15 protein-coding genes and 1 pseudogene are annotated in these 19,214 nt (G+C 70.2%); 2 read left to right on the plus strand and 14 right to left on the minus strand.

Annotated elements, in window-relative coordinates:
* The first annotated feature begins 3 nt into the window (after positions 1–3).
* Both rph and rdgB read left to right on the plus strand, forming a co-directional pair.
* On the plus strand, positions 4–780 hold the full coding sequence (gene rph / locus M8542_RS03570) for a ribonuclease PH (protein ID WP_257918505.1): 777 nt from the start codon (positions 4–6) through the stop codon (positions 778–780).
* Positions 777–1,385 carry an RdgB/HAM1 family non-canonical purine NTP pyrophosphatase gene (rdgB, locus tag M8542_RS03575; RefSeq protein WP_257918506.1) on the plus strand — a complete coding sequence of 203 codons (609 nt, stop codon included), beginning with the start codon at positions 777–779 and terminating at the stop codon, positions 1,383–1,385. The genes rph and rdgB overlap by 4 nt, the downstream gene beginning before the upstream one ends.
* On the opposite strand, the gene M8542_RS03580 is transcribed toward rdgB, so the two are convergent.
* The 14 genes and pseudogenes from M8542_RS03580 to M8542_RS03645 form a co-directional block, all read right to left on the minus strand.
* Positions 1,382–4,585 (minus strand): NACHT domain-containing protein, encoded by a 3,204-nt coding sequence (locus tag M8542_RS03580; protein WP_257918507.1) that lies wholly within the window; start codon positions 4,583–4,585, stop codon positions 1,382–1,384. The two genes, rdgB and M8542_RS03580, sit on opposite strands and share 4 nt — an antisense overlap.
* A 75-nt stretch (positions 4,586–4,660) precedes the next feature.
* Positions 4,661–5,125 carry a VOC family protein gene (locus M8542_RS03585; RefSeq protein WP_257918508.1) on the minus strand — a complete coding sequence of 155 codons (465 nt, stop codon included), beginning with the start codon at positions 5,123–5,125 and terminating at the stop codon, positions 4,661–4,663.
* 38 nt (positions 5,126–5,163) lie between these two features.
* A complete protein-coding gene (locus tag M8542_RS03590; protein WP_257918509.1) occupies positions 5,164–5,709 on the minus strand; it encodes a hypothetical protein in 546 nt (181 codons plus the stop codon).
* A gap of 53 nt (positions 5,710–5,762) precedes the next feature.
* The gene (locus M8542_RS03595; protein ID WP_257918510.1) at positions 5,763–6,926 is read right to left on the minus strand and encodes an ABC transporter permease; all 1,164 of its coding nucleotides are present in this window, start codon (positions 6,924–6,926) and stop codon (positions 5,763–5,765) included.
* Positions 6,923–7,594, minus strand: a complete 672-nt coding sequence (locus tag M8542_RS03600; RefSeq protein ID WP_257918511.1) for an ABC transporter ATP-binding protein — start codon at positions 7,592–7,594, stop codon at positions 6,923–6,925. The genes M8542_RS03595 and M8542_RS03600 overlap by 4 nt, the downstream gene beginning before the upstream one ends.
* A gap of 302 nt (positions 7,595–7,896) precedes the next feature.
* Positions 7,897–8,208, minus strand: a pseudogene (locus tag M8542_RS03605) (transposase); the annotation flags it as partial.
* Positions 8,209–8,671: 463 nt separating this feature from the next.
* The gene (locus M8542_RS03610) at positions 8,672–11,389 is read right to left on the minus strand and encodes an ATP-binding protein (protein ID WP_257918512.1); all 2,718 of its coding nucleotides are present in this window, start codon (positions 11,387–11,389) and stop codon (positions 8,672–8,674) included.
* Between the two features lie 1,185 nt (positions 11,390–12,574).
* A complete protein-coding gene (locus tag M8542_RS03615) occupies positions 12,575–13,822 on the minus strand; it encodes a nucleotide sugar dehydrogenase (RefSeq protein WP_257918513.1) in 1,248 nt (415 codons plus the stop codon).
* 36 nt (positions 13,823–13,858) lie between these two features.
* Complete coding sequence (locus M8542_RS03620) at positions 13,859–14,581, minus strand: PIG-L deacetylase family protein (RefSeq protein WP_257918514.1); 723 nt, start codon at positions 14,579–14,581, stop codon at positions 13,859–13,861.
* 178 nt (positions 14,582–14,759) lie between these two features.
* Positions 14,760–15,437, minus strand: coding sequence for a response regulator (locus M8542_RS03625; protein ID WP_257918515.1), 678 nt, complete (start codon positions 15,435–15,437; stop codon positions 14,760–14,762).
* Entirely contained in the window at positions 15,434–16,606 is a 1,173-nt protein-coding gene (locus tag M8542_RS03630; RefSeq protein ID WP_257918516.1) for a sensor histidine kinase, read from the minus strand. Before M8542_RS03630 ends, M8542_RS03625 begins: the two co-directional genes overlap by 4 nt.
* A 4-nt stretch (positions 16,607–16,610) precedes the next feature.
* Positions 16,611–16,757 (minus strand): hypothetical protein, encoded by a 147-nt coding sequence (locus tag M8542_RS03635; RefSeq protein WP_257918517.1) that lies wholly within the window; start codon positions 16,755–16,757, stop codon positions 16,611–16,613.
* A gap of 32 nt (positions 16,758–16,789) precedes the next feature.
* The gene (locus tag M8542_RS03640; RefSeq protein WP_257918518.1) at positions 16,790–17,053 is read right to left on the minus strand and encodes a hypothetical protein; all 264 of its coding nucleotides are present in this window, start codon (positions 17,051–17,053) and stop codon (positions 16,790–16,792) included.
* 359 nt (positions 17,054–17,412) lie between these two features.
* Entirely contained in the window at positions 17,413–19,104 is a 1,692-nt protein-coding gene (locus tag M8542_RS03645) for a flavin monoamine oxidase family protein (RefSeq protein WP_257918519.1), read from the minus strand.
* Between the last annotated feature and the right edge of the window lie 110 nt (positions 19,105–19,214).

The following is a 19,214-nucleotide window of genomic DNA, read 5'->3' on the forward strand; positions in this document are numbered from 1 at the left end:
CCCGTGGCTCGAAAAGATGGCAGGAACGACGACCAGCTCCGTGACATCAAGATCACCCGGGGGTTCCAGCAGTGGCCGGCGGGGTCGGTGCTGGTCGAATTCGGCAACACGCGGGTGCTGTGCGCGGCGAGCGTCACCGAAGGCGTGCCGCGCTGGCGGGCCGGCTCCGGCCTCGGCTGGGTGACGGCCGAGTACGCGATGCTGCCGTCGGCGACCAACACGCGTGGTGACCGCGAGTCGGTCAAGGGCCGGATCGGCGGCCGCACGCACGAGATCTCCCGGCTGATCGGCCGTTCGCTGCGGGCCTGCATCGACCTGGCCGCGCTGGGCGAGAACACGATCGTCATCGACTGCGACGTCATCCAGGCCGACGGCGGCACCCGCACGGCCGCGGTGACCGGCGGGTACGTGGCGCTGGCGGACGCGATCACGTGGCTGGGCGCGGCGAACCGGCTCAACGACCCGCAGCCGCTGTCGTCTTCGGTGGCGGCGGTGAGCGTCGGCGTGGTCGACGGCCGCGTGCGGCTCGACCTGCCCTACGAAGAGGACTCGCGCGCGGAGGTCGACATGAACGTCGTCGCGACCGACGCGGGCACGCTGATCGAGGTCCAGGGCACCGGCGAGGGCGCGACCTTCGCACGGTCCACTTTGGACCAGATGCTGGACATCGCGCTGGCGGGTTGTGCGGAGCTGACGCGGCTGCAGAACGAGGCGCTGGCGCTGCCGTACCCCGGCGAGCTGCCGGAGCCGCGTCCGGACAAGAAGAAGGGCTCGAAGTGACGAAGCTGCTTCTGGCTACTCGTAACGCGAAGAAGCTCGGCGAGCTTCGGCGGATCCTGGCTTCGGAGGGGATCTCCGGTCTGGAGGTCATCGGGCTGTCGGATGTTCCCGCGTTTCCGGAGGCCCCGGAGACCGCGCCTGATTTCGAGGGCAACGCGGTCGCCAAGGCCCGCGACGCGGTGGCGGCGTGCGGGCTGCCGGCCATCGCCGACGACTCGGGGATCGCGGTCGACGCGTTGAACGGGATGCCGGGGGTGCTGTCGGCGCGCTGGTCGGGTGGCCACGGCGACGACGAGGCGAACCTGGACCTCGTGCTGGCCCAGCTCGGGGATGTCCCGGACGAGCGGCGCGGGGCGCAGTTCGTTTGTGCTGCGGCTTTGGTGCTGGTGTCTGGTGAAGAGACTGTGGTTCGTGGTGAGTGGCGCGGGTCGTTGGTGCGCTCGCGGCGCGGTGTGAACGGGTTCGGGTACGACCCGATCTTCGTCCCGGACGGCGAGTCCCGGACGTCGGCGGAGATGGAGCCGTCCGAAAAGGACGCCCAGTCGCACCGGGGGCTCGCGCTGCGGGCGCTGCTGCCGGCGTTGCGGGAGCTGGCGGAGGGTTAGCGGACGATCAGCTTGACTCCCGGGCCGAGCTTTTCGGTGCCGAGGAGCCGGGTGTCGGTCGACTCGATGGTGAGGTTCAGGTCGGCCAGCGGACTGAGGTCGACGGCAGTGGTGAGCCGGTCGAGCACGACGGCCCGGAGGCTGGTGATGGCCGTGAGCGGGCGGAGGTCGGGCACCTCCGTCAGCACGAGCTTGATCGTCTCGAGCGGCAGGTCGGACAACGGTTGTAGATCCGCTCTCGCCTGACCGTAGAGTTTCAGTTCGGTTACCCCAGGGAAGCAGTTGCGCACTGCTGCGGTGGTGACTTCCTTGCCGTCTTCCCGTTGCGGGCAGTAGAGCGAGACGCGGGTCGGGGTGCTCAGCGGAGCCGAGTCGACCAGCAGGTCCGCGGGAAACGATCCGATATTGAGTGCTCGAAGCTCGGTCAGTGCGGCGAGCGGTGCCAAGTCGTGCACGCCGTACAACTGGTTGATGGAAAGCCCTTCCAACTTGGTCAGCTCTCCGAGCGCATCGACGTCGCACTCGGCGGGAACACCGGCCAGAAGGCTGAGATAAGTCAAGTGTTCCAAGCTCTTCAGACGTCGAACGTGGGTGAACCCGCCGGCGAAGAAGAGGGAGACAGTGGTGAGTCGCCGGTGTTCGTCGAGAGGGGTGACGTCGATGATGCTGTCGGAATGGCAGTCGAGCTGGATGGCGGTCAAGCACGGCAGGCCGGTGAACGCGCTGAGGTCGGCCTGTTTTTCCGAGGAAGGCAGGTTGACATTCAGCCTGGTCAGGTTCTTCAGGTGACCGACGTGAGGCAGGAATCGCACCGCCTCCACCCGGATCTTGCCGTGCACCAGCGGTGAGTCGGCCAAGACATCGGCGGCATAACGTTCCGGATCGAAGTACTGCCAAGCTTGGCTCAGTTGCTCCTGCACGGCCGCGCGTGAGTCCTGCGCATAACTGCGCAACAGCCCCAGCGCATCGTCTCCGGCAGTGAGCGCGGCTGCCCGCACCGACGCCGCCGCCACAGCGTCCGACAACCCTTCCAGACTCTCCGGCAAATACCGCAACACCCGATGCCCGATCGACGCCAAGGACCGCGTCTCCCGCAGGCTCCGCGGCGGCGTCAGCTGCTCCCGGATCACCGCCTCGACCCGGGCGAGCACGTCCGGAGAAGTGTTGCTGACCGTCTCCAAGCACGCCGCTGCCAGCAGACGAAGGTGGCGGGCGTGGCGGGGCTCGTCGTCCGCCCGGTCCAGGATCCCGGTCAGCAACGTTCCCACCTGGTGGTGTTTGCCGTGGCCGCACGCCATCACGAACGTCTCCCACCACGTGTCCAGGTGGGCCTTCGCGATCAACGTCTCCAGGTGGTCCTGCTCGGTGGCTTCGTTGGCGGCCAGGCATTCCTGGAACGTCCGGTGCACGAAGTCGACCCGGTCACGGACCGGTTCGCGTAGCACTCCGCTGCGTTCCAGCAGGTGGTCCAGCACCTCCTGAGGCGTGTGGTCGACGTGCGGCAGCGAAGGCAGCCGGCGCGTGATGTGGGACAGCACCCGGTCCTTCGGCAGCTCCACCTTCGACGCCAGGGTGAGCCGCCAAGCCAGGTCGCCCAGCAGGACTTCTTTCTGCGCTTGGGTGAGGAGCACGCCGATGTGCCGCTCGGCGTCCCGCAGGTGCAGCAACATCGACAACGCCTTGCGGTACAGATCCATCCGATCGCGCGGCAGCTCCGACCGATGAGCCAGGTTCAACGCGCACAGCATCGCGCACAGCAACGGGCTGGCCGCCAACGTCCGCAAGTGCGGCCGGCTGTCGAGCTGGTTGAGCAGCCGCCGCTGGATCGACGGCAGGTCGGTACCCGGGCGGACCGTGCCGCCCGCCGTCGCCGCCTTGTGCCAGCGGGTCACCAGGGCCTCGATGTCGTCCGCGCTCATCGACTCCAGCAGGACGCAGTCGAAGCCCTCCTGGGCGAGCCAGCGCTGGTCCGCCGCCGCCGTTCGGGACGTCACCACGAACAACGTGCCCTCGAACGCCAGTGCCAGCTCCCGCAGCCAGGCCTTGACCTCGCGGCGGTGCCCGGCGCCGACCTCGTCGACGCCGTCGACCAGGACCATGGCCCGGCCGGCCGTCAGCACCCGGCGGGCCCAGCCCTCCGGTGGGGCCAGCACCGGCGCGATGTGCCCGACGAACTCCTCCGGCCGCGGCAACGGCTCGGCGGCGAAACTGCGCAGGCGGATCGGGAACGGCACGCGGCCGTTCCAGCCGTCGAGCTTGCCGGTGAACCCGCGGCGCGCCGCCGTCACCGCCAGCCAGTCCAGCAGCGTCGTCTTGCCCGAACCGGCCTCGCCGCGCACCAGCACCCGGCTCGTCCCGCCGAGCGCGGCTTCGACGCGCATGTTCGCGCTGCCCATCCGGTTCTGCCGCTTCTCGAACCACAGTTCGTCCATCCGGCGCTCGGCCCGCCGCGGCTCGCCTTCGGGAGAGACGCTCAGGCTCAGATACGCGACCGTCAGGGGCAACGCGGGCTGGTCGTCCATCGTCAGGCCCAGCAGCTCGAGCCGGTCGAGGTCGTGGGCGAGGAGGTTCAGGTAGCTCGTCTCGAACTCGGCGTCGTGGTCGACGCCCTCGGGGGCCGCCAGGCTCGTCTTCGGCACCCGGGCCAGCAGCTCTTCGAGCTGGTCACTCTGCCGGCCGAGCCGGGCCAGTACCTCGGCGAGCGCCCGCGGCTGGAACGACGGCAGATGCCGGACCACCTGCACGAGGTGGCGGCACGCCTGGTCGAGCGCCAGCTCGTACAGCGCCGCCGCCTTGGGCGCGAGCTCCCGCTCGGCCGCGAGGTCGGGGAGCTCGCCGCGGATCTTCCTGGCCAGCTGCTCCGGGTCCGCGTCCGTGGCCAGGAACGCCTCGTCCGACAGGTCGGTCTTCGTCAACGCGTCTTCGACAGCGAGGAAGGCCGCGTCGATCTCGTTCCGCGGCAGCGTCGCGAACCGGTCCGCCAGGACCTGCTCCAGCTGCTCGGCGACCTGCGTCCCGATGTGCTGGACGAGGTTCTCCAGCTTCCGCTGTTCGAGCGGGCCCTTCAGCTCCGCGGCGGCCAGCTCGCTCAGGTCGGCGGATCGTTCGAACGTCGCCTTCCGCCGTTGCAACCACGATTTTGCCGCGGATGTGGCTATCTTCCCGCCCAGCTTCAGGGCCGGGCCTTCCAGGCTCGTCACGGCGTCCTCCCACCCTCAGACCGCCGGATGTTTCCGGGCGGGCGGAGCGGGGGCAAGCCTGCAAGCGGGTGGAACCTAGACCCCGAAGACGCCGGGCGTCACGGCGTGCGGCGGGCCCGCGTCGACCTGGGTGGCGACGTCGCGGGTCCACAGCTCCACCACGTGGCCGTCCGGGTCCGTGACGTACGCCGAGCGCTGGCCCGGGGCCGCCGGGTCGTCGCCGAAGTACACCTCGTCCACTCCGGCTCCGGCGGCGCGGGCTCTGGCCACCGCCGCCGCGTAGTCGTCCTCCGCCACCGTCATCGCGAAGTGGACGTGCGTTCCCGGACGGGCGCCGGCGATGCCCGTGAACGGCTTCCAGAGCCCGATCCGCGTCTGCTCGCCGGACTGGACCCACACCGCTTCGCGACCTTGCCACGCCGGGCCTTCCCAGCGCAGGACCACCGGCAGGCCCAGGACTTCGGTGTAGAAGCGTTCGGACGCCTCGAGGTCGCGGGCTTCCAGCACCAGCTCGGTGACGCCCCTCGTCAAATCGGTCATGTCCCCATGCTGGAACCTCCAGGTTGCTGGAGGTCAAGTCACTTGTCGCTCGGGCCGAGGATCGCCACTTCGCAGTCGTGCTCGATCTTGTCCGCGTTCGGCGGTTGGGAGTCGCTGCCGTACGTCCATGGGGACTCGTCGTTGTCCGGGGTCTCCACCACGTGCATGCCCTTGTCGTTCATGCACTGCACCCACTTGTGCATGTTGTCCTGGTACGCGGGGTTCTCGCGGTCCATGCCCCACGGCAGCAGCGGCAGCTTCGACCGGCACGCGTCGCCCGCGTCCTTGTGGTCCGCGCTCCACTTCTTCGCGCCCTCGATGGAGTTCGGCTGCGTGTCGACGTCCGCGCCGTGGTCCTTCATGCACGTCCGCCACGGCTCGATCAGGCGCTGGGACTCCCCCGCCGTCTCGTCGACGCGGTGGCGGGGGCGGCCGCCGTCCGCGTCCGTCGAAGGTGCAGCCGCAGAAGAGGAAGAAGACGCAGGCGTGGAAAGCGAAGCCACCTGCGGCGGAGCCGGAGGCGGGGACGAGCACGCGGCCAAACCCAAGGCCATGACGGGAAGCACCAACCAGCGAAGAGCCATGACGGAAGCATGACCGCCGCTTTTCAGGAACTCGTCAGGACGCCGTGAGCGACTCATGCCAGCGCCTGCGTCGGCGGCATCCGCGCGGCTCGCAGCGCCGGGTGCAGCCCCGCCAGCACCCCCACCACCAGCGCCCCGGCCACGCCGCCCGCCACCGCGGCGGGCGGGAGCACCGGTGGCCAGCCCTGGTAGGTCACGTAGCCCAAGGTCACGAGCACGCCGAGCGCCGTCCCGGCGAGCCCGCCGAGGCCCGAAAGCGCCACCGCTTCGGTGAGGAACTGGTCGCGGATGTGCCCGCGCGTCGCGCCCAGCGCCCGCCGCAGGCCGATTTCGCGACGGCGTTCCAGCACCGAGACGAACATCGTGTTGGCGACGCCGACCCCGCCGACCAGCAGGGCGACCCCGGCCAGCCCGAGGAACAACGCGGAGAACGCCGTCTGCGTCGCCTGTTTCGCGGCCAGCGCGTCCGACGGCCGTGACACCTGCACCAGCCCCGGGAACGACGGATTCAGCGTCGCCGGCAGCACGGCCCGGACGTCGTCGATCGCGTCCTCGCGCGCCTTCACGTACACCACCGTCGGGTGGCCGTCGAAGCCCAGGAACCGTTTCGCCGAGCCCCAGCCGACCAGCACCGCGCGTTCGACGTCCGGCGCCAAGGGCATCGGCGCGAGCACGCCGGTGACCGTGTACCAGGTCGTGCCGATCAGGACGACCGGCGGCGGCTGTCCCGGCACCACCCGCGGGATGCCGAGCCGGGCCGCGGCGACGTAGCCCAGGGTCACCACCGGGAGGTCCGCCGGGCTGAACCGTCCTGATTGGACGGTGCCGTTGAGCGCGGCCAGGAGGTCCGGTGAGGCGGCCAGCACCGAAAGCCCGGAGCCGTCCTGCGGGTCGACGCGGTCGGAGCGCCGGACGACGGCGTGCGTGTTCGCCACCACCGCGGACGTCGTCACCGGGCCGATCCGCCGCACGCTTCCCAGCGCCGACTCCGGCAGCACCACCGGCGGTGTCTGGTTCGGCTGCGGTTCGGCGCGCAGCGTGTTCGTGCCGAGCGCGGTCAGCCGGTCCAGCAGCGCCGCCTGGCTCGACGCCGGGATCCCGGTGACCACGATCAACGTGGCGATGCCGAGCGCGATCCCCAGCGCCGAGAGCACCGCCCGCAGTGGCCGGGTCCGGATGCCGAGCAGGCCCACGCCGAGCACGTCGGCGGGCGTCACGCCGAATCCCCGACGATCCGGCCGTCGCGGAACTCGACGCGCCGGGGCAGCCCGGCCGCGATGTCCCGGTCGTGGGTGATGACGGCGATCGTCGTGCCCTCGGCGTGCAGCCCGGTCAGCAGGTCCAGCACGGCGTGGCCGGTCGCGGTGTCGAGCGCGCCGGTCGGCTCGTCGGCCAGCACCAGCGCCGGGTCGTTGACCACGGCCCGGGCGATCGCGACGCGCTGGCGTTCCCCGCCGGACAGCTCGTGCGGCCGGTGCGCCACGCGGTGCGCGAGCCCGACCCGGCCCAGCGCCTCCACCGCCATCGGCCGACGGCGGCGGCGCGGCACGCCCGCGTACAGCAGGCCGGTGGCCACGTTGTCCACGGCGGACAGCCCGTCGGTGAGGTGGAACTGCTGGAACACGAACCCGAGCCGGCGGCCGCGCAGCGCGGACAGCTGCCGGTCGGACAACGTCGTGACGTCGTCGCCGCCCACGACCACCGTCCCGGACGTCGGCCGGTCGAGCGTGCCGGCGATGTGCAGCAACGTCGACTTCCCGGAGCCGGACGGGCCCACGATGGCCAGCAGCTCGCCGTCGGCCACGGTCAGGGTGACGTCGTCGAGCGCGACGACGTCCCCGGGATAGCGCTTGCTCACCCCGCGCAGGGCCAGGACCGGTGTCACGACGTCGTCACCACGGTCAGGCCTTCGGTGATCCCCGCGCCGCTGATCTCGACCAGATCGCGCGCGAACATCCCGGTTTTGACCGCGCGAAGCGTGCCGTCCGGCAGCTGCACGGCGTACCCGCCTTCGCGCAGCGCCAGCAGCGCGCCGACCGGCACCGCGAGCACGCCCGCGTGCGTCTCGGTGGCGATCCGCACCTGGACCGACGCGGAGTCGAGGTCCGCGACGGACTTCGGGTCGTCCGGGGTGATCGTGACGTTCACCTTGGGCGGCCCCTGCGGTCCGCCCTCCGGTGTCCCGGCCACGTCGGTGCTCACCGGGCCGACGTCGGTGAGCACCGTCTTGGCGCGGGTGCCGTTGCGTGAGTTGCCGGTCCCGCGGCCGGCCGGGTCGTGCTTGTCATAGCCGAGGTGGTCGGTGATCTCACCCTCGAGCGCGGACTCGAGCAGCCGTTTGGTCAGCTGCGCCAGCACCCCGCCCTCGCCGGTCAGCTGCAGTCCGCTGGCCTTCGCGCGGCTGACCAGTTGCGCGACGAGCTGCTCGTCCAGGCCGTCCAGCCCCGTCTCGGACTTCGAGTCCTCAGCGTTCTCCACGCCGGACATCATGTCGGTCATCAGGTGCACTTCCATGATCGGGAGTTACACCGCTCGTTTTACAGTCCCCCGGGGAGAGCGAGTTCCGGCCTCAAACACGCGAGTCTCGGTTCCGATCACGTGGCTTTGGCCTAGAAGTGCGCGTGGTTCGCCCGCGGGGCGGGCGAGATTGGGCGCGGATGGCGCGAGGTTCGGCTCGGGCGGGCGAGTTCCGGTGCTTCCGTACGGAATTCGCGTGAGCAGGGCCGGGACTCGCGTGATCGGGGCCGGGACTCGCGTGATCAGAGCCGAGTCTCGCGTGATTGGGGGCGGAACTCGCGTGAGCAGGCGGGTACCTCGCGTGATTGGCGGGGCATCTCGCGTGATTCGGCGGGCATCTCGCGTGATTGGCGGGGCATCACGTGTGATTGGGCGGGACTTGCGGGCGGTGAAGCGGGACAGGCCCGCAGCTACGGGAGCTGCGGGCCTGTCTTTCGGTGCGGGACTACCAGGAAGCTACTTCGTGGCGCGGCATCTGGTCGACGTCGCCGGCGTGGGACAGCCAGCGGTGGCCACTCGGCAGCTCTGTCCGGCGGTTGATGTTCAGCTTGCGGTACACCCTGGTCAGGTGCTGCTCCACAGTGGACACCGTGATGTACAGCTTCCGCCCGATCTCGCGGTTCGTGTGCCCCAGCGAGGCCAGCGACGCCACCCGCTGCTCCGCCGCGCTCAACGCGGACGAAGAATCATCTGAGGGCGGCGAAGGCGCGTCCGTGACCGCCGGGGCGCCCGCCGGCGTCAGGCTTCGCCACAGCGGCTCGGCGCCGCAGGACTTGGCCAGCTGGACCGCGCGACGCTGGGCCGTGCGGGCCCGGTTGTAGTCGCCCAGCATCTGGGCGCACTCGCTGAGCGACGCGAACACGTGCGCCAGCTCGAACCGGTCGTCGCAGGTCTGGAGCTGCTCTGCCGCCCTGCGGAGCATCGGGAGACGTTCCTTGAACTCGCTCACCTCCGCCAGCGCCCGCAGGCACACCGCGTACGCCCGGACGCGCTCCTCGCCGCACCGCTCCAGCTGCTCCCGCAACAGCTTGCGGGCCTGGTCGGCGTGCCCGAGGCGGGCGTGGGCCTTCGCCGCGCTCAAGCGCCACGGCACCAGCTCCGGGTGGTCGAGGTCCCACCGGATCGCCAAGGTACGGACCGTCGCGAAGTCCTCCAGCGCCGCGTGGAGCCGGTCGGTCGCCAGGTAGTGGTTGCCGCGGGCGGTCAGGTACTGCAGCCAGAACGCCGTGCGCCGCACCGCCACCGGGATGTCGCGCTTGAGCTCGGCCGCCGCCTCTTCGTAGCGGCCCATCCGGGTCAGCGCGTCCACCAGGTGCGCCAGCGGCAGCCCCACCATCGTGCCCCAGCTCTGCGCCGGCAGGATCGACAACGCCTGCCGCGCGCACCGCTCGGCCGCGTTCAGGTCACCCAGCCGCAGCGCGACACCGGCCTTGACGTCGGTGATCACCGCCCGCAACGTCGGCGACGTGTGCACCGCCTTCATCTTCAGCAGCTCGTCGCACCAGCGGTCCGCCCGGTGCGGCTCGCCGGCCAGGATCAACGCCTGCAGTGCCGCGACGACCTCCTCCAGCTGCGGCACCTCGATCAGCCAGCAGCTCTCCAGCACCTGCTCGGCCGCCGCGAGCGCTTCCTCGCGGTACTTCGACGACAGCGAGAGCGCCAGGGCCTGGCTCGAGCACGTGCTCTCGTAGCGGCCCGAAGCCGGGCGTTCGCCCGCCACCCCCGGGTACCAGACGCGCACCCACTGGCTGCCCGCGAAGCACTCCGCGCTCGGCTCGGCCAGCACCGCGGTGGCCCGGTCGAGCCGGCCGTGCCACAGCAGCGAATAGAGGTAGTCGGCGGTGTTCGGCGTGCTCAGGTGCCCCTGGTCGAACGACTCGCCGAGCGCGCCGAGCCGCATCGCCGCGGCCGCCGGGTTCGTGCGGTGCTGGATCTGGACCAGCCGCGCGGTGAACGCGGCCGCCTCGCGCGGCGTCATGCTCTCCTGCTTCGGCAGGGTCAGGTACGCCACCGCGTCGTCGACGCGGTCGTCGCGCAACGCTTCCTGCGCGGCGCCCCAGAGCACCGGCAGGGCCCACGACTCGGTCGTCCCGCCGCGCAGCAGGTAGTTCGCGACGACGGTGTCCGGCTTGCCCTGCTGCTGCAGCCGGAGGGCGACCTCGAGGTTCAACGCCCGCGCCTCGTCCTCGGGCAGCTCGCCCCGCACAACCCGCGCGGCCCGCTCGTGGCGGAACCGGTGGTGCTCGATCAGGCCGCTGTGCTCGAGCGTGTTCAGCGCCGCGGTCACCTTGGCCTGGTCCATCCGCAGGATCTGCGCCAGGTCCTCGGCACCGCCGTGGCCGTCGAGGACCGCGACCGCCCGTGCCGTCCGCACCAGGTGCGCCGGGCTGCGGTGCAGGCAGCTCAGCACCGCGTGTTCGTACGCGACGCCGGCGGTGAGCTCCGTGGCGCCCGCCTGGTCGCAGTCTTCCGCGAGGGCGTGCGTGAGCAGCGGGTTGCCGCCGGTGAGCCGGTGGCACGCCCCGGCCAGCCGGGCGGCCGTGTCCGCGCCGAGCCGCTCGGCGAGCACCTGCGCGACGCCGCCGACCGACAGCGGCGGCAGGGTCAGGTGCCGCGCGTGCGGCTGCCGGATGATCTCCGAGTGCAGCCGCGAGCGGGCCGGCCGCGCGCTGGCGGACTCGGTCAGGATCATCAGCACGCGCGAGACGCCGATGCGGTGCTGGATGTAGAGCAGCGTCCGCAGCGACGCGCGGTCCGCGAACTGCATGTCGTCGACCAGGACGACCAGCGGCCGCTCCTTCGACAGCTCCAGCAGCGCCACGCAGATGCCGTGGGCGACGCGCGCGTCGAAGCGCAGGCCGCTGCTGGAATCCGCGTCGGCGGCCGAAGCCATGATCCGGTGGGCCTGCGTCACCGTCTCCGGCGGCAGCAGGGGGTTGCCGAACAGCTGGTCCAGCATCCCCAGGTGGACGTCTTCTTCCGCGAAGGACCCGCAGGCGCTCAGCACCAGCGCCCCGGAGTCCGCGGCCCGTTCGGAGAACCGGCGGAGCAGGCTGGTCTTCCCGCTGCCGACGCCCCCGGTCAGGAGGGCGACGACCCCGTTGCCGCCGCGGCTTTCGTCGAGGAGCTCGATCAGACTGTCTAGAACCTTTTCTCGTTCCACCAAAGCCATCTGTCTATCACCCCAGTGATGTTCCCCGCCGAAGGTGTGTGACCACCCCAGTGACGACCCTTCGGCGTAGCTTGCTATCCCCAGTTACTTCCGGTGACGAAGAGCCGGTCACCATCAACCGTGTGCTCTTCGGCAAAAACAAACGTAGCCGCCCCGGCACGGGTTGACCAGCGCAGGTGGAGGAGTGGAGAGCCGGGGTCGGGACCCCTCGCGCACCGCATTCACCAGGGTGAAAACCATTCGATTTTCGCTCGGTTCTCGAAGCGCGACCCAGGCCCTCAATCACCCATACGAGTGAAAAACCGGTTCCGGAGCGTCAGTCCGGCCCGGATTCTGACGGTTGGTGGCAGCTCCGTCACGGAGGGATGCAGATCGCACGACCGGGGCACGCCGCATGAATGGGCTAAATCGGACATCGGGTCGGAATCGATTGAGGGTCTAACTCGTTCGGCCTAAACTGGCGCGCTCCGTGGTCGACGCTCCGGCGAAGACCACGCAGAGTGGTGGCGGCCGGCAGGCGAGCAGAGGTGGAAAGCGGCCGCGGTCAGCCGAAAGCGAGATGATCTCCAGGTCGGAGGCCACATGTGCGGTCACCGTCGGAGGCGGATCTCTGACTGGGTGTCATGTGCCGTCACCTGATCGGACTAGAACCGCGCTCCACCTGGCCCGGCGGGGCGGTCCGGGGGTCTCCACCCCGCACGGGTTGGGATGAAGTGGGTCTCCCCCGTCAACAGCCGTGGACGATAGGGGTCGAGTAGGGGTTCCGGTCCGCACGGACCCCCCTGAACCGGGCAAAACGGGTACCGGCTCGGCGAGGCCCTCGGGGTGTCTCCACCCGCACGGCGGAATGGCGGCCGGTTTTCCGGTGACGTCCGGCGGGGCGGTGTCACGACCGGGTGACCGGAAAGAGAACGGTGGGAAAAGGCGCCGGAATGGCCCCGTGGCCCACTGGGCGGGAAGGTCTATACCTATAGGCCGATCGGAATTCCACCCGGGGCCGGCCGGGCCCGCCGGTCGCGCCAGGTCAAAAGGGCCGGTGCCGCGTTTCGGGCCGGTCGAGGGCGCATCCCGGTCACCGGACCGTGTCGTCGGAACGCGAAACACCGGCCGCGAACGCGAAAAGACCGCCTTGAACAGCGTTCGACGCTGTCAAGACGGTCTTCCGGGGGAAACGGGCTACAGGCTGGTCACCGCGGCGCCGGTCGCGGCCGCGCCGGTCGTGTCGAAGAGCCGGGCCGCCCCGGCCAGCACGTCGGCGCTGTACTCCCGGTGCGGCTGCAGCAGCACGACGAGGTCGGCGCCGGCGAGCGCCGCCGCCAGGTCCGGGACGCACTGCAGGCCGGCGAACACGTCGATGTACGGGTCGTGGAAGGAAACCTCGGCGCCGCGGTCGCGGAACTGCGCGATGATCGGCTCGGCCGGCGTCTCGCGGGTGTCGGCGATGTCGGGCTTGTAGGTGACGCCCAGCACCAGCACCTTGGCGCCGTCGACCGCGATGGAGCTGTTCTCCAGGTGCTTGCACACCCGGTCGGCCACCCACAGCGGCTGGCCCTTGTTCACGTCGTTGGCCGTCTCCGCCATCCGGAACCGCAGGCCGAGCGTGGTGGCGTGGTGCACCAGGTACAGCGGGTCGGCCGGGATGCAGTGCCCGCCGACGCCCGGCCCCGGCCAGAACACCTTGAAGCCGTACGGTTTCGTGGCCGCGGCACGGATCGTGTCCCAGACGTCGAGCTCCATGCTGTGGCACAGCTGGGCGAACTCGTTCACCAGCGCGATGTTCACCTGGCGGAAGGTGTTCTCGAGGATCTTCGCGGCCTCGGCCTCGCGCATGCCCTTGGTCAGGTGCACCAGGGTGACGCCGCGGTAGAACTCCGCGGCGCGGTCGCGCGAACGCTCGGTCAGCCCGCCGACGAGCCGCGGGGTGTTGCTCAGGTCGAACTTCGCGTTGCCCGGGTCGATGCGCTCGGGGGAGTAGGCGAGGTCGAAGTCGACACCGGCGACCAGGCCCGACTCCTCCAGGATGGGCAGCAGCAACGCGTCGGTCGTGCCCGGGTAGGTCGTGGACTCCACGATCACCAGCTGGCCCGGCTTCAGGTGGTCCCGCACGGTGGCGACCGCGGACTCCAGCGGCGCCAGGTCGGGCTGGTCGTCCTCCTTGACCGGCGTCGGCGCGCACACGACGACGACGTCGGCCTCGGCCAGTGCGGCCGGGTCGAGGGTGGCGCGGAGGTTCCCGGCCACTTCAGACAGTTCGGCGTCCAGCACGGTGTCCACAGGGGACCGTCGCGCGTTGACGGCTTCGACGCGCTCGGCGCTGATGTCGAAGCCGGTGACCTGACGGCCGAGGCGCGCCTGCGCGACAGCCAAGGGCAGACCGGTGTACCCGATCCCCAGAATTACGATATGCCGATCGGTGTCAGCCATGGCGATATCCTCGGATTCTTTCTGTGTTGAGGTCGGTTACCAGGACAGCCGGTACGGGACGAACGACTCGCCGTATTCCCAGCAGTGCGAACCGCCGGTGGCGGCGTCGATGGTCCGGACGTGGGCGAGGGAGCGGGGCTGGCGGCCCGGGCGCATCTGCGTGCCGTACGCACGCAGCGCTTCTTCTTTGTCGCCCCAGTGAGCGGAGATGTCGACGTGCACCCACCACGGTTCCGAGTCGGCCGACCAGCGGTCCTCGACGCCGCGGTAGCCGAGCACCATCCGCGGCGTCGGCTTGAGGCCGGGGCCGTGGATGCGCGCGGCGGCGAACGCGGCCCGGAACACCGCCTGGTGGTCCTGGTGGTAGCCGCCGGCGGCCGGGATGACGAGCGCTTCCGGGCGCACTGCGGACAGCGAGCACTCGTCGTGGGACTCGATGAGGTTGACCAGGTCACGCTGCTTGCTCGTGATGTCCAGCTCACCGGTTTCGTCGACCCACGCGATGGTCTGCGTGGTGACGCCGAGTGCCTTGCACGCGGTTTCGAACTCGGCCAGGCGCGTGTTCGGGTCGCTGTGGGAGCCCCACATCTTGGCGGCGCGCACGGTCACGCACAGGACGTGCACGCCGATGCCGGCGGCGGCGAGCCGCGCGAGGGTGCCGCCGGGGCCGATGGTCTCGTCGTCCGGGTGCGGGGCGACGACGAGCACCTGGTCGCCCGCCGCCAGCCCGAAGGGATGTGCTGAACTCTCGTTGCTCATCTGCGCCGACTCTTTCGTCTCGCGGACGCACCCCGTGTTTCGTCCCGGCTTCGAATGCGGGAACGCGGTCGGTGCGATTTCCGGGAATTCCGGGAAACCGTTCGATCGAAAGGCTAGTTAGGCGCTGGTGGGCGGACAACCCCTGCCGCGTTTCGGTGACCCCTAGCGGGCCCCTTATTCAGTCGGCGAGTCCGTGCTGGTAGACGTACCGCACGGCTTCACTGCGGTTGCGCACGCCGATTTTCATGAAAACATTGTTGGCGTGCGTTTTCACGGTCGCTTCGCCGATCAGCATGGCCGCCGCGATCTCGGCGTTGCTCAGGCCGCGGGCGATGAGCGAGAGCACTTCGGACTCGCGTGTCGTCAGGCCGGGAGCGCCGGTGCGGGAAGAGGGATTGCCCCGCGCCGCGGGAATCGTCGGTGTGTCTTGCGTGAGCGCGGCCACCAGCCGCTGCGAAACCGCGGCGTCGAAGGTGATCTGACCCGCCGCGGCCGCGCGCAACGCGGCCGCGATCTGCTCGCGGCCGGCGTCCTTGGTGACGTACCCTTTGGCCCCGGCGTGCAGCGCGGCGGCGATCGACTCGTCGTCGACGTAGGTGGTGAGCACCAGCACCGCGACCGAGGGGTGCTCGGCGGCGATGCGCCGGGTGGTCTCGATGCCGTCGAGGACCGGCATGCGCAGGTCCATCAGGACGGCGTCCGGCGGGTCCTGGGCGATGACGCGCAACGCCTCTTCGCCGTTGCTGACGTTGCCGATGACCTCGATGCCGTCCATCAGGTCGAGCAACGCGACCAGGCCTTCGCGCATGATCTGCTGGTCGTCCGCCACGATCACGCGGATCGCCGGTGCGCTCATTCCGGGACCTCGGCGGTGACCAGCCAGCCGCCGCGGGCCGGGTCTTCCGGCTGCCCGGCGACCAGGGAGCCGCTGACCAGCGCCAGCCGTTCACCCATCCCGACGAGCCCGTAGCCCGACGGCGGGGAGTCGGCCACGGGTTCGCGCGGCGACGGCACCTGTTCGTTGTGGACGCACAGGGTCACCTTCGCCGCCGAGAAGCCGAGCACCATGCCGATGGGGGCGCCGGGCGCGTGCTTCGCCGCGTTCGTCAGGGCCTCGCGACCCGCGCGCAGCAGGGAAATCGCGGTCTCCGGCCGGATCGGCCGCGGCTCGCCCGTGGTCTCGAACGTGACCGGGACGCCGTGGTCGTGTTCGTGCTCGGTGGCCATCTCCCGCAGCGACTCCGGCAGCGGCGGGGCGTTGCGGCGCAGTGCGGCCACCGCGCGCCGGGCTTCGTTGAGCCCTTCGTTGGCCAGGCGCCGGGACCGGCGCAGCCGTTCGAGCGCGGCTTCGCGGTCGCCTTTGACGCTCAGCAGGCCCTCGGCGAGGTCCAGCTGCACGCTCAGCGCACCGAGGGAATGGGCCAGCACGTCGTGGATCTCCCTCGCGATGCGGGTGCGTTCCTGCAGCGCCGCGGCTTTGGCGTGTTCGTCGTGCATCAGGCGGGTCTGCTCCAGCAGCAGTTCCGCCTGGTGCGCCTGGACCTGGTACTGCCGCCGGTTCAACCCGAACAGGGTCGAGATCAGCATCACGACGGCGTAGCCGAGCATGGTCACCCAGGATTCGCGGGCCAGCGCGCAGCCGGCCACCTCCACGGCGATCTCGAACCCGGCGAAGGCGATGATGAGGTTCGCGCTCACCCCGGCGAGGGCGGCGAAGACCCCGAGCGGGACGCCGGCCATCAGGATGGCCGTGCCGTCCGTGCTCCACCCGACCACGAGGGCGGGCAGGAACGAGCTGAGGGCCAGCGAGGCGGTCGACAGCCTCGGCATCGAACGATCGGTCAGCGCGAAGACCAGCCAGCACAGGAAGCTCGCGCCGCAGACCGTCCACACCAGCGGTGTCGCCCGCGCGGTGAGCAGCGCGCCGAACAGCAGCAGCGTGCTGACCACCTGGACGACGAGCCACCCCGGCGCGACCCGTTCGGCCAGCCCCAGTTCGGTGTCCTCGTCGCCCGGCCCCGCCATGGTCCTAGCTCTTCTTCTTGAACATCAGGACGATGACGCCCAGGAACAGGATCGCGAGCAGGGCGATCCCGCCGATGATCAGGTAGCGGTGCAGCATGATGTCCATGACGTCGCTCAAGCTCGTGTCCGCGAGCACGGTCGTGGTGTCCATCGTGAAAATCTCCGATCAACCGGTTCTTCTGGTCAGTCCGCGTCTTTGTGCTTGACGTTGCCCTGCTTTTCGCGCTCGCTCAGGTAGTCGAGCGCCTTGGTGCCGAGCGCGCCCTTGTAACCGCTGCTCTTGTTGAGCTTGTTGCGCACGACGGGCTCGACCATCGACTTCGCCTGGTCGAACCGGCCCGTCTTCTTGAGGGCCATCACGACAACGCCCAGCACCAGCAGCAGCAACAGGATTCCGCCGCCGATCATGGCGAACCGGAGCAGCATGAAACCGATGACTTCACCCATGGCGAATTACCTCCGTGATAACTGTGTCCTACCCGTTTTCCGGGTGTTCTCCGCGCCGGTTCCGACTGCTTCCGACAGGAGGAACACTAGTGGTCCACCCGGGTGGAGCAGGACCTCCGCACGGTGGAGATCCGGGTGGAGGTCCGGTGCCCGGGTGGGGCCCGGCCGGCCTCGTCCGTCGGGTGGAGCCGGTCCACTCGAACCGCGCTGACCTGCGCATATGCTGGGCTGGACGCAAAGACAGCGGCCGAGCACGCGCGTGGCGTGCCCGGCCGCTGTCATACTCCCTGGACCGGGCGCCGGGGGAGTGAGCGCCTGCTCCGGGGTGGCTGTGTTCTCGCTGCGTTCTTGCTCGAAAATCAGTCCATCGGCAGGTCGACCGGGGCCAGTTCGGAAAAGAGGTCGCCCGGTCCCGGATTGCCCGGAACCGTGGTGCCGCCGAGGTGGTTCAAAACGCCCCAGACCGCGTTCAGCGCCGTCGTCACCGCGCCTTCCGCGAAACCGCCTGTCCACGATATGTCATCTCCGGCGAGAAAGAAACCCCGCTGTTCGGGGGACATCTCCTGCTGCATGAAATGGGTGTACAACCGCCGTTGGTAGCGGTAGTGGCCGGGCAGGTTGGCCTTGAACGCGCCGTTGAAGTTCGGCTCGTTCTCCCACGTCACGGTGATCGGCGGGCCGACGAGCCGGGCGCGGATGTCGACGCCGGGGTAGATGCGCTCGAGCGCGGCCAGGATGCTGTCCATCCGCTCGTCGTCGTCGAGGGTGGCCTGCTTGGCCGAGTCGTCGTTCCAGGTGTAGGACAAGCACATCACGCCGGGGCGGTCCGGGCCGTCGTCCATCAGGTAGACGCTGCGCGGGCCCCGGTCGGTGAGCGTCATGCTCAGCGTGTCGCGGCCGGTGCCGGGGTCGGTGTCCCGCCAGAACGGCCGGTCGGTGAGCACGAACACCTTGGACGAGCCCATGTAGTGCGTGCGCTCGACCGCCGTCCACAGTGGACTAGGAAGCAGGCGTTCGTCGGTGCGCACGCGGGTCAGCAGGAGCCGCACGTGCGGGGTGAACACGACCGCCGGGTACCGCCGGACGTCTCCGCAGGTGTCGCGGACGACGATCTCGTCGCCGTCGCGCTCGAGGCGCGCCACGCCCGGCCGTGGGTGGCCGCCGTGCAGGTCGGCCAGCGACGTGCCGGCCGGCCAGTGCGGGACGCCGTGGTGGCGGTGGGTCCAGAGCCGTTCCGGCAGCTGCTGGCAGCCGCCGGTGATGCTGCGCTGGTCGTCGTCCGCGCCGCTGAACACCACCCGCAGGATCTCCAGGATCGAGTTGGGGAAGTCGGTGTCCCAGCCGCCGGTGCCGAACCCGACCTGGCCGAAGATCTCGCGGTGGCGGAAGGAGGAGAACGACGTCGAGTTCGCCAGGAACTCGTAGAAGGACTGGTCGTCGAGCCGGGAGACCAGGTTGTTCCAGATGGCCTTGATGGTCCCGACGTCGCGGCGGCGGATGGCGTCCTCGATCGCGGAGCGCTCCGCGTTCTCCTGCAGTGCCTTGTCCCAGGCGTCGGACACCTGCTGGTAGATCGACGGCAGGTCGGCGGCGGTGCGGGCCCAGTGGCGTTCGCCTTCGAGGTCGACGACCGTGCTCGGGGTGTCCGGGCCGAGCGGGTTCGGGAACGCCTTGGTGCTCAGGCCCGCTTCGGCGATGTAGTGGTAGAGCGCGGTCGCCGACACCGGGAACCGCATGGCGCCGAGCTCGGCGACCGAACCGGGGTGGCCGTCGAAGGCCGCCGACCGCATCCGGCCGCCGAGCTGCTGTTCGGCTTCGTAGACGACCGGGCGCAGGCCCAGCCGGAGCAGCTCGTGTGCGGCGACGAGGCCCGCGATGCCGCCGCCGACCACGGCCACCTCGGTGCCGTGGACCGCGGGCGGCAGGGTGCCGAGCCCGGCCGGGTGGCCGATCCAGTCGTCGTAGGCGAACGGGAAGTCCGGCCCGAACATGGTCAGCGGACCGGACAGCGTCCCGTTCTCCCGCGGACGCTCGAGTGGAAATGTGGTCATGCGCGATCGTGCCTTTCTGCGGGCCGGGGTCGAATGCGGTGGCCGAGCACGAGACAATTGCGATGAGAACGGACGGATACATCGTGCCCGTGCCGAAGGTAATCGCGGAC

The organism is Amycolatopsis iheyensis (assembly GCF_024703995.1).
GTDB classification, from domain to species: Bacteria; Actinomycetota; Actinomycetes; order Mycobacteriales; family Pseudonocardiaceae; genus Amycolatopsis; species Amycolatopsis iheyensis.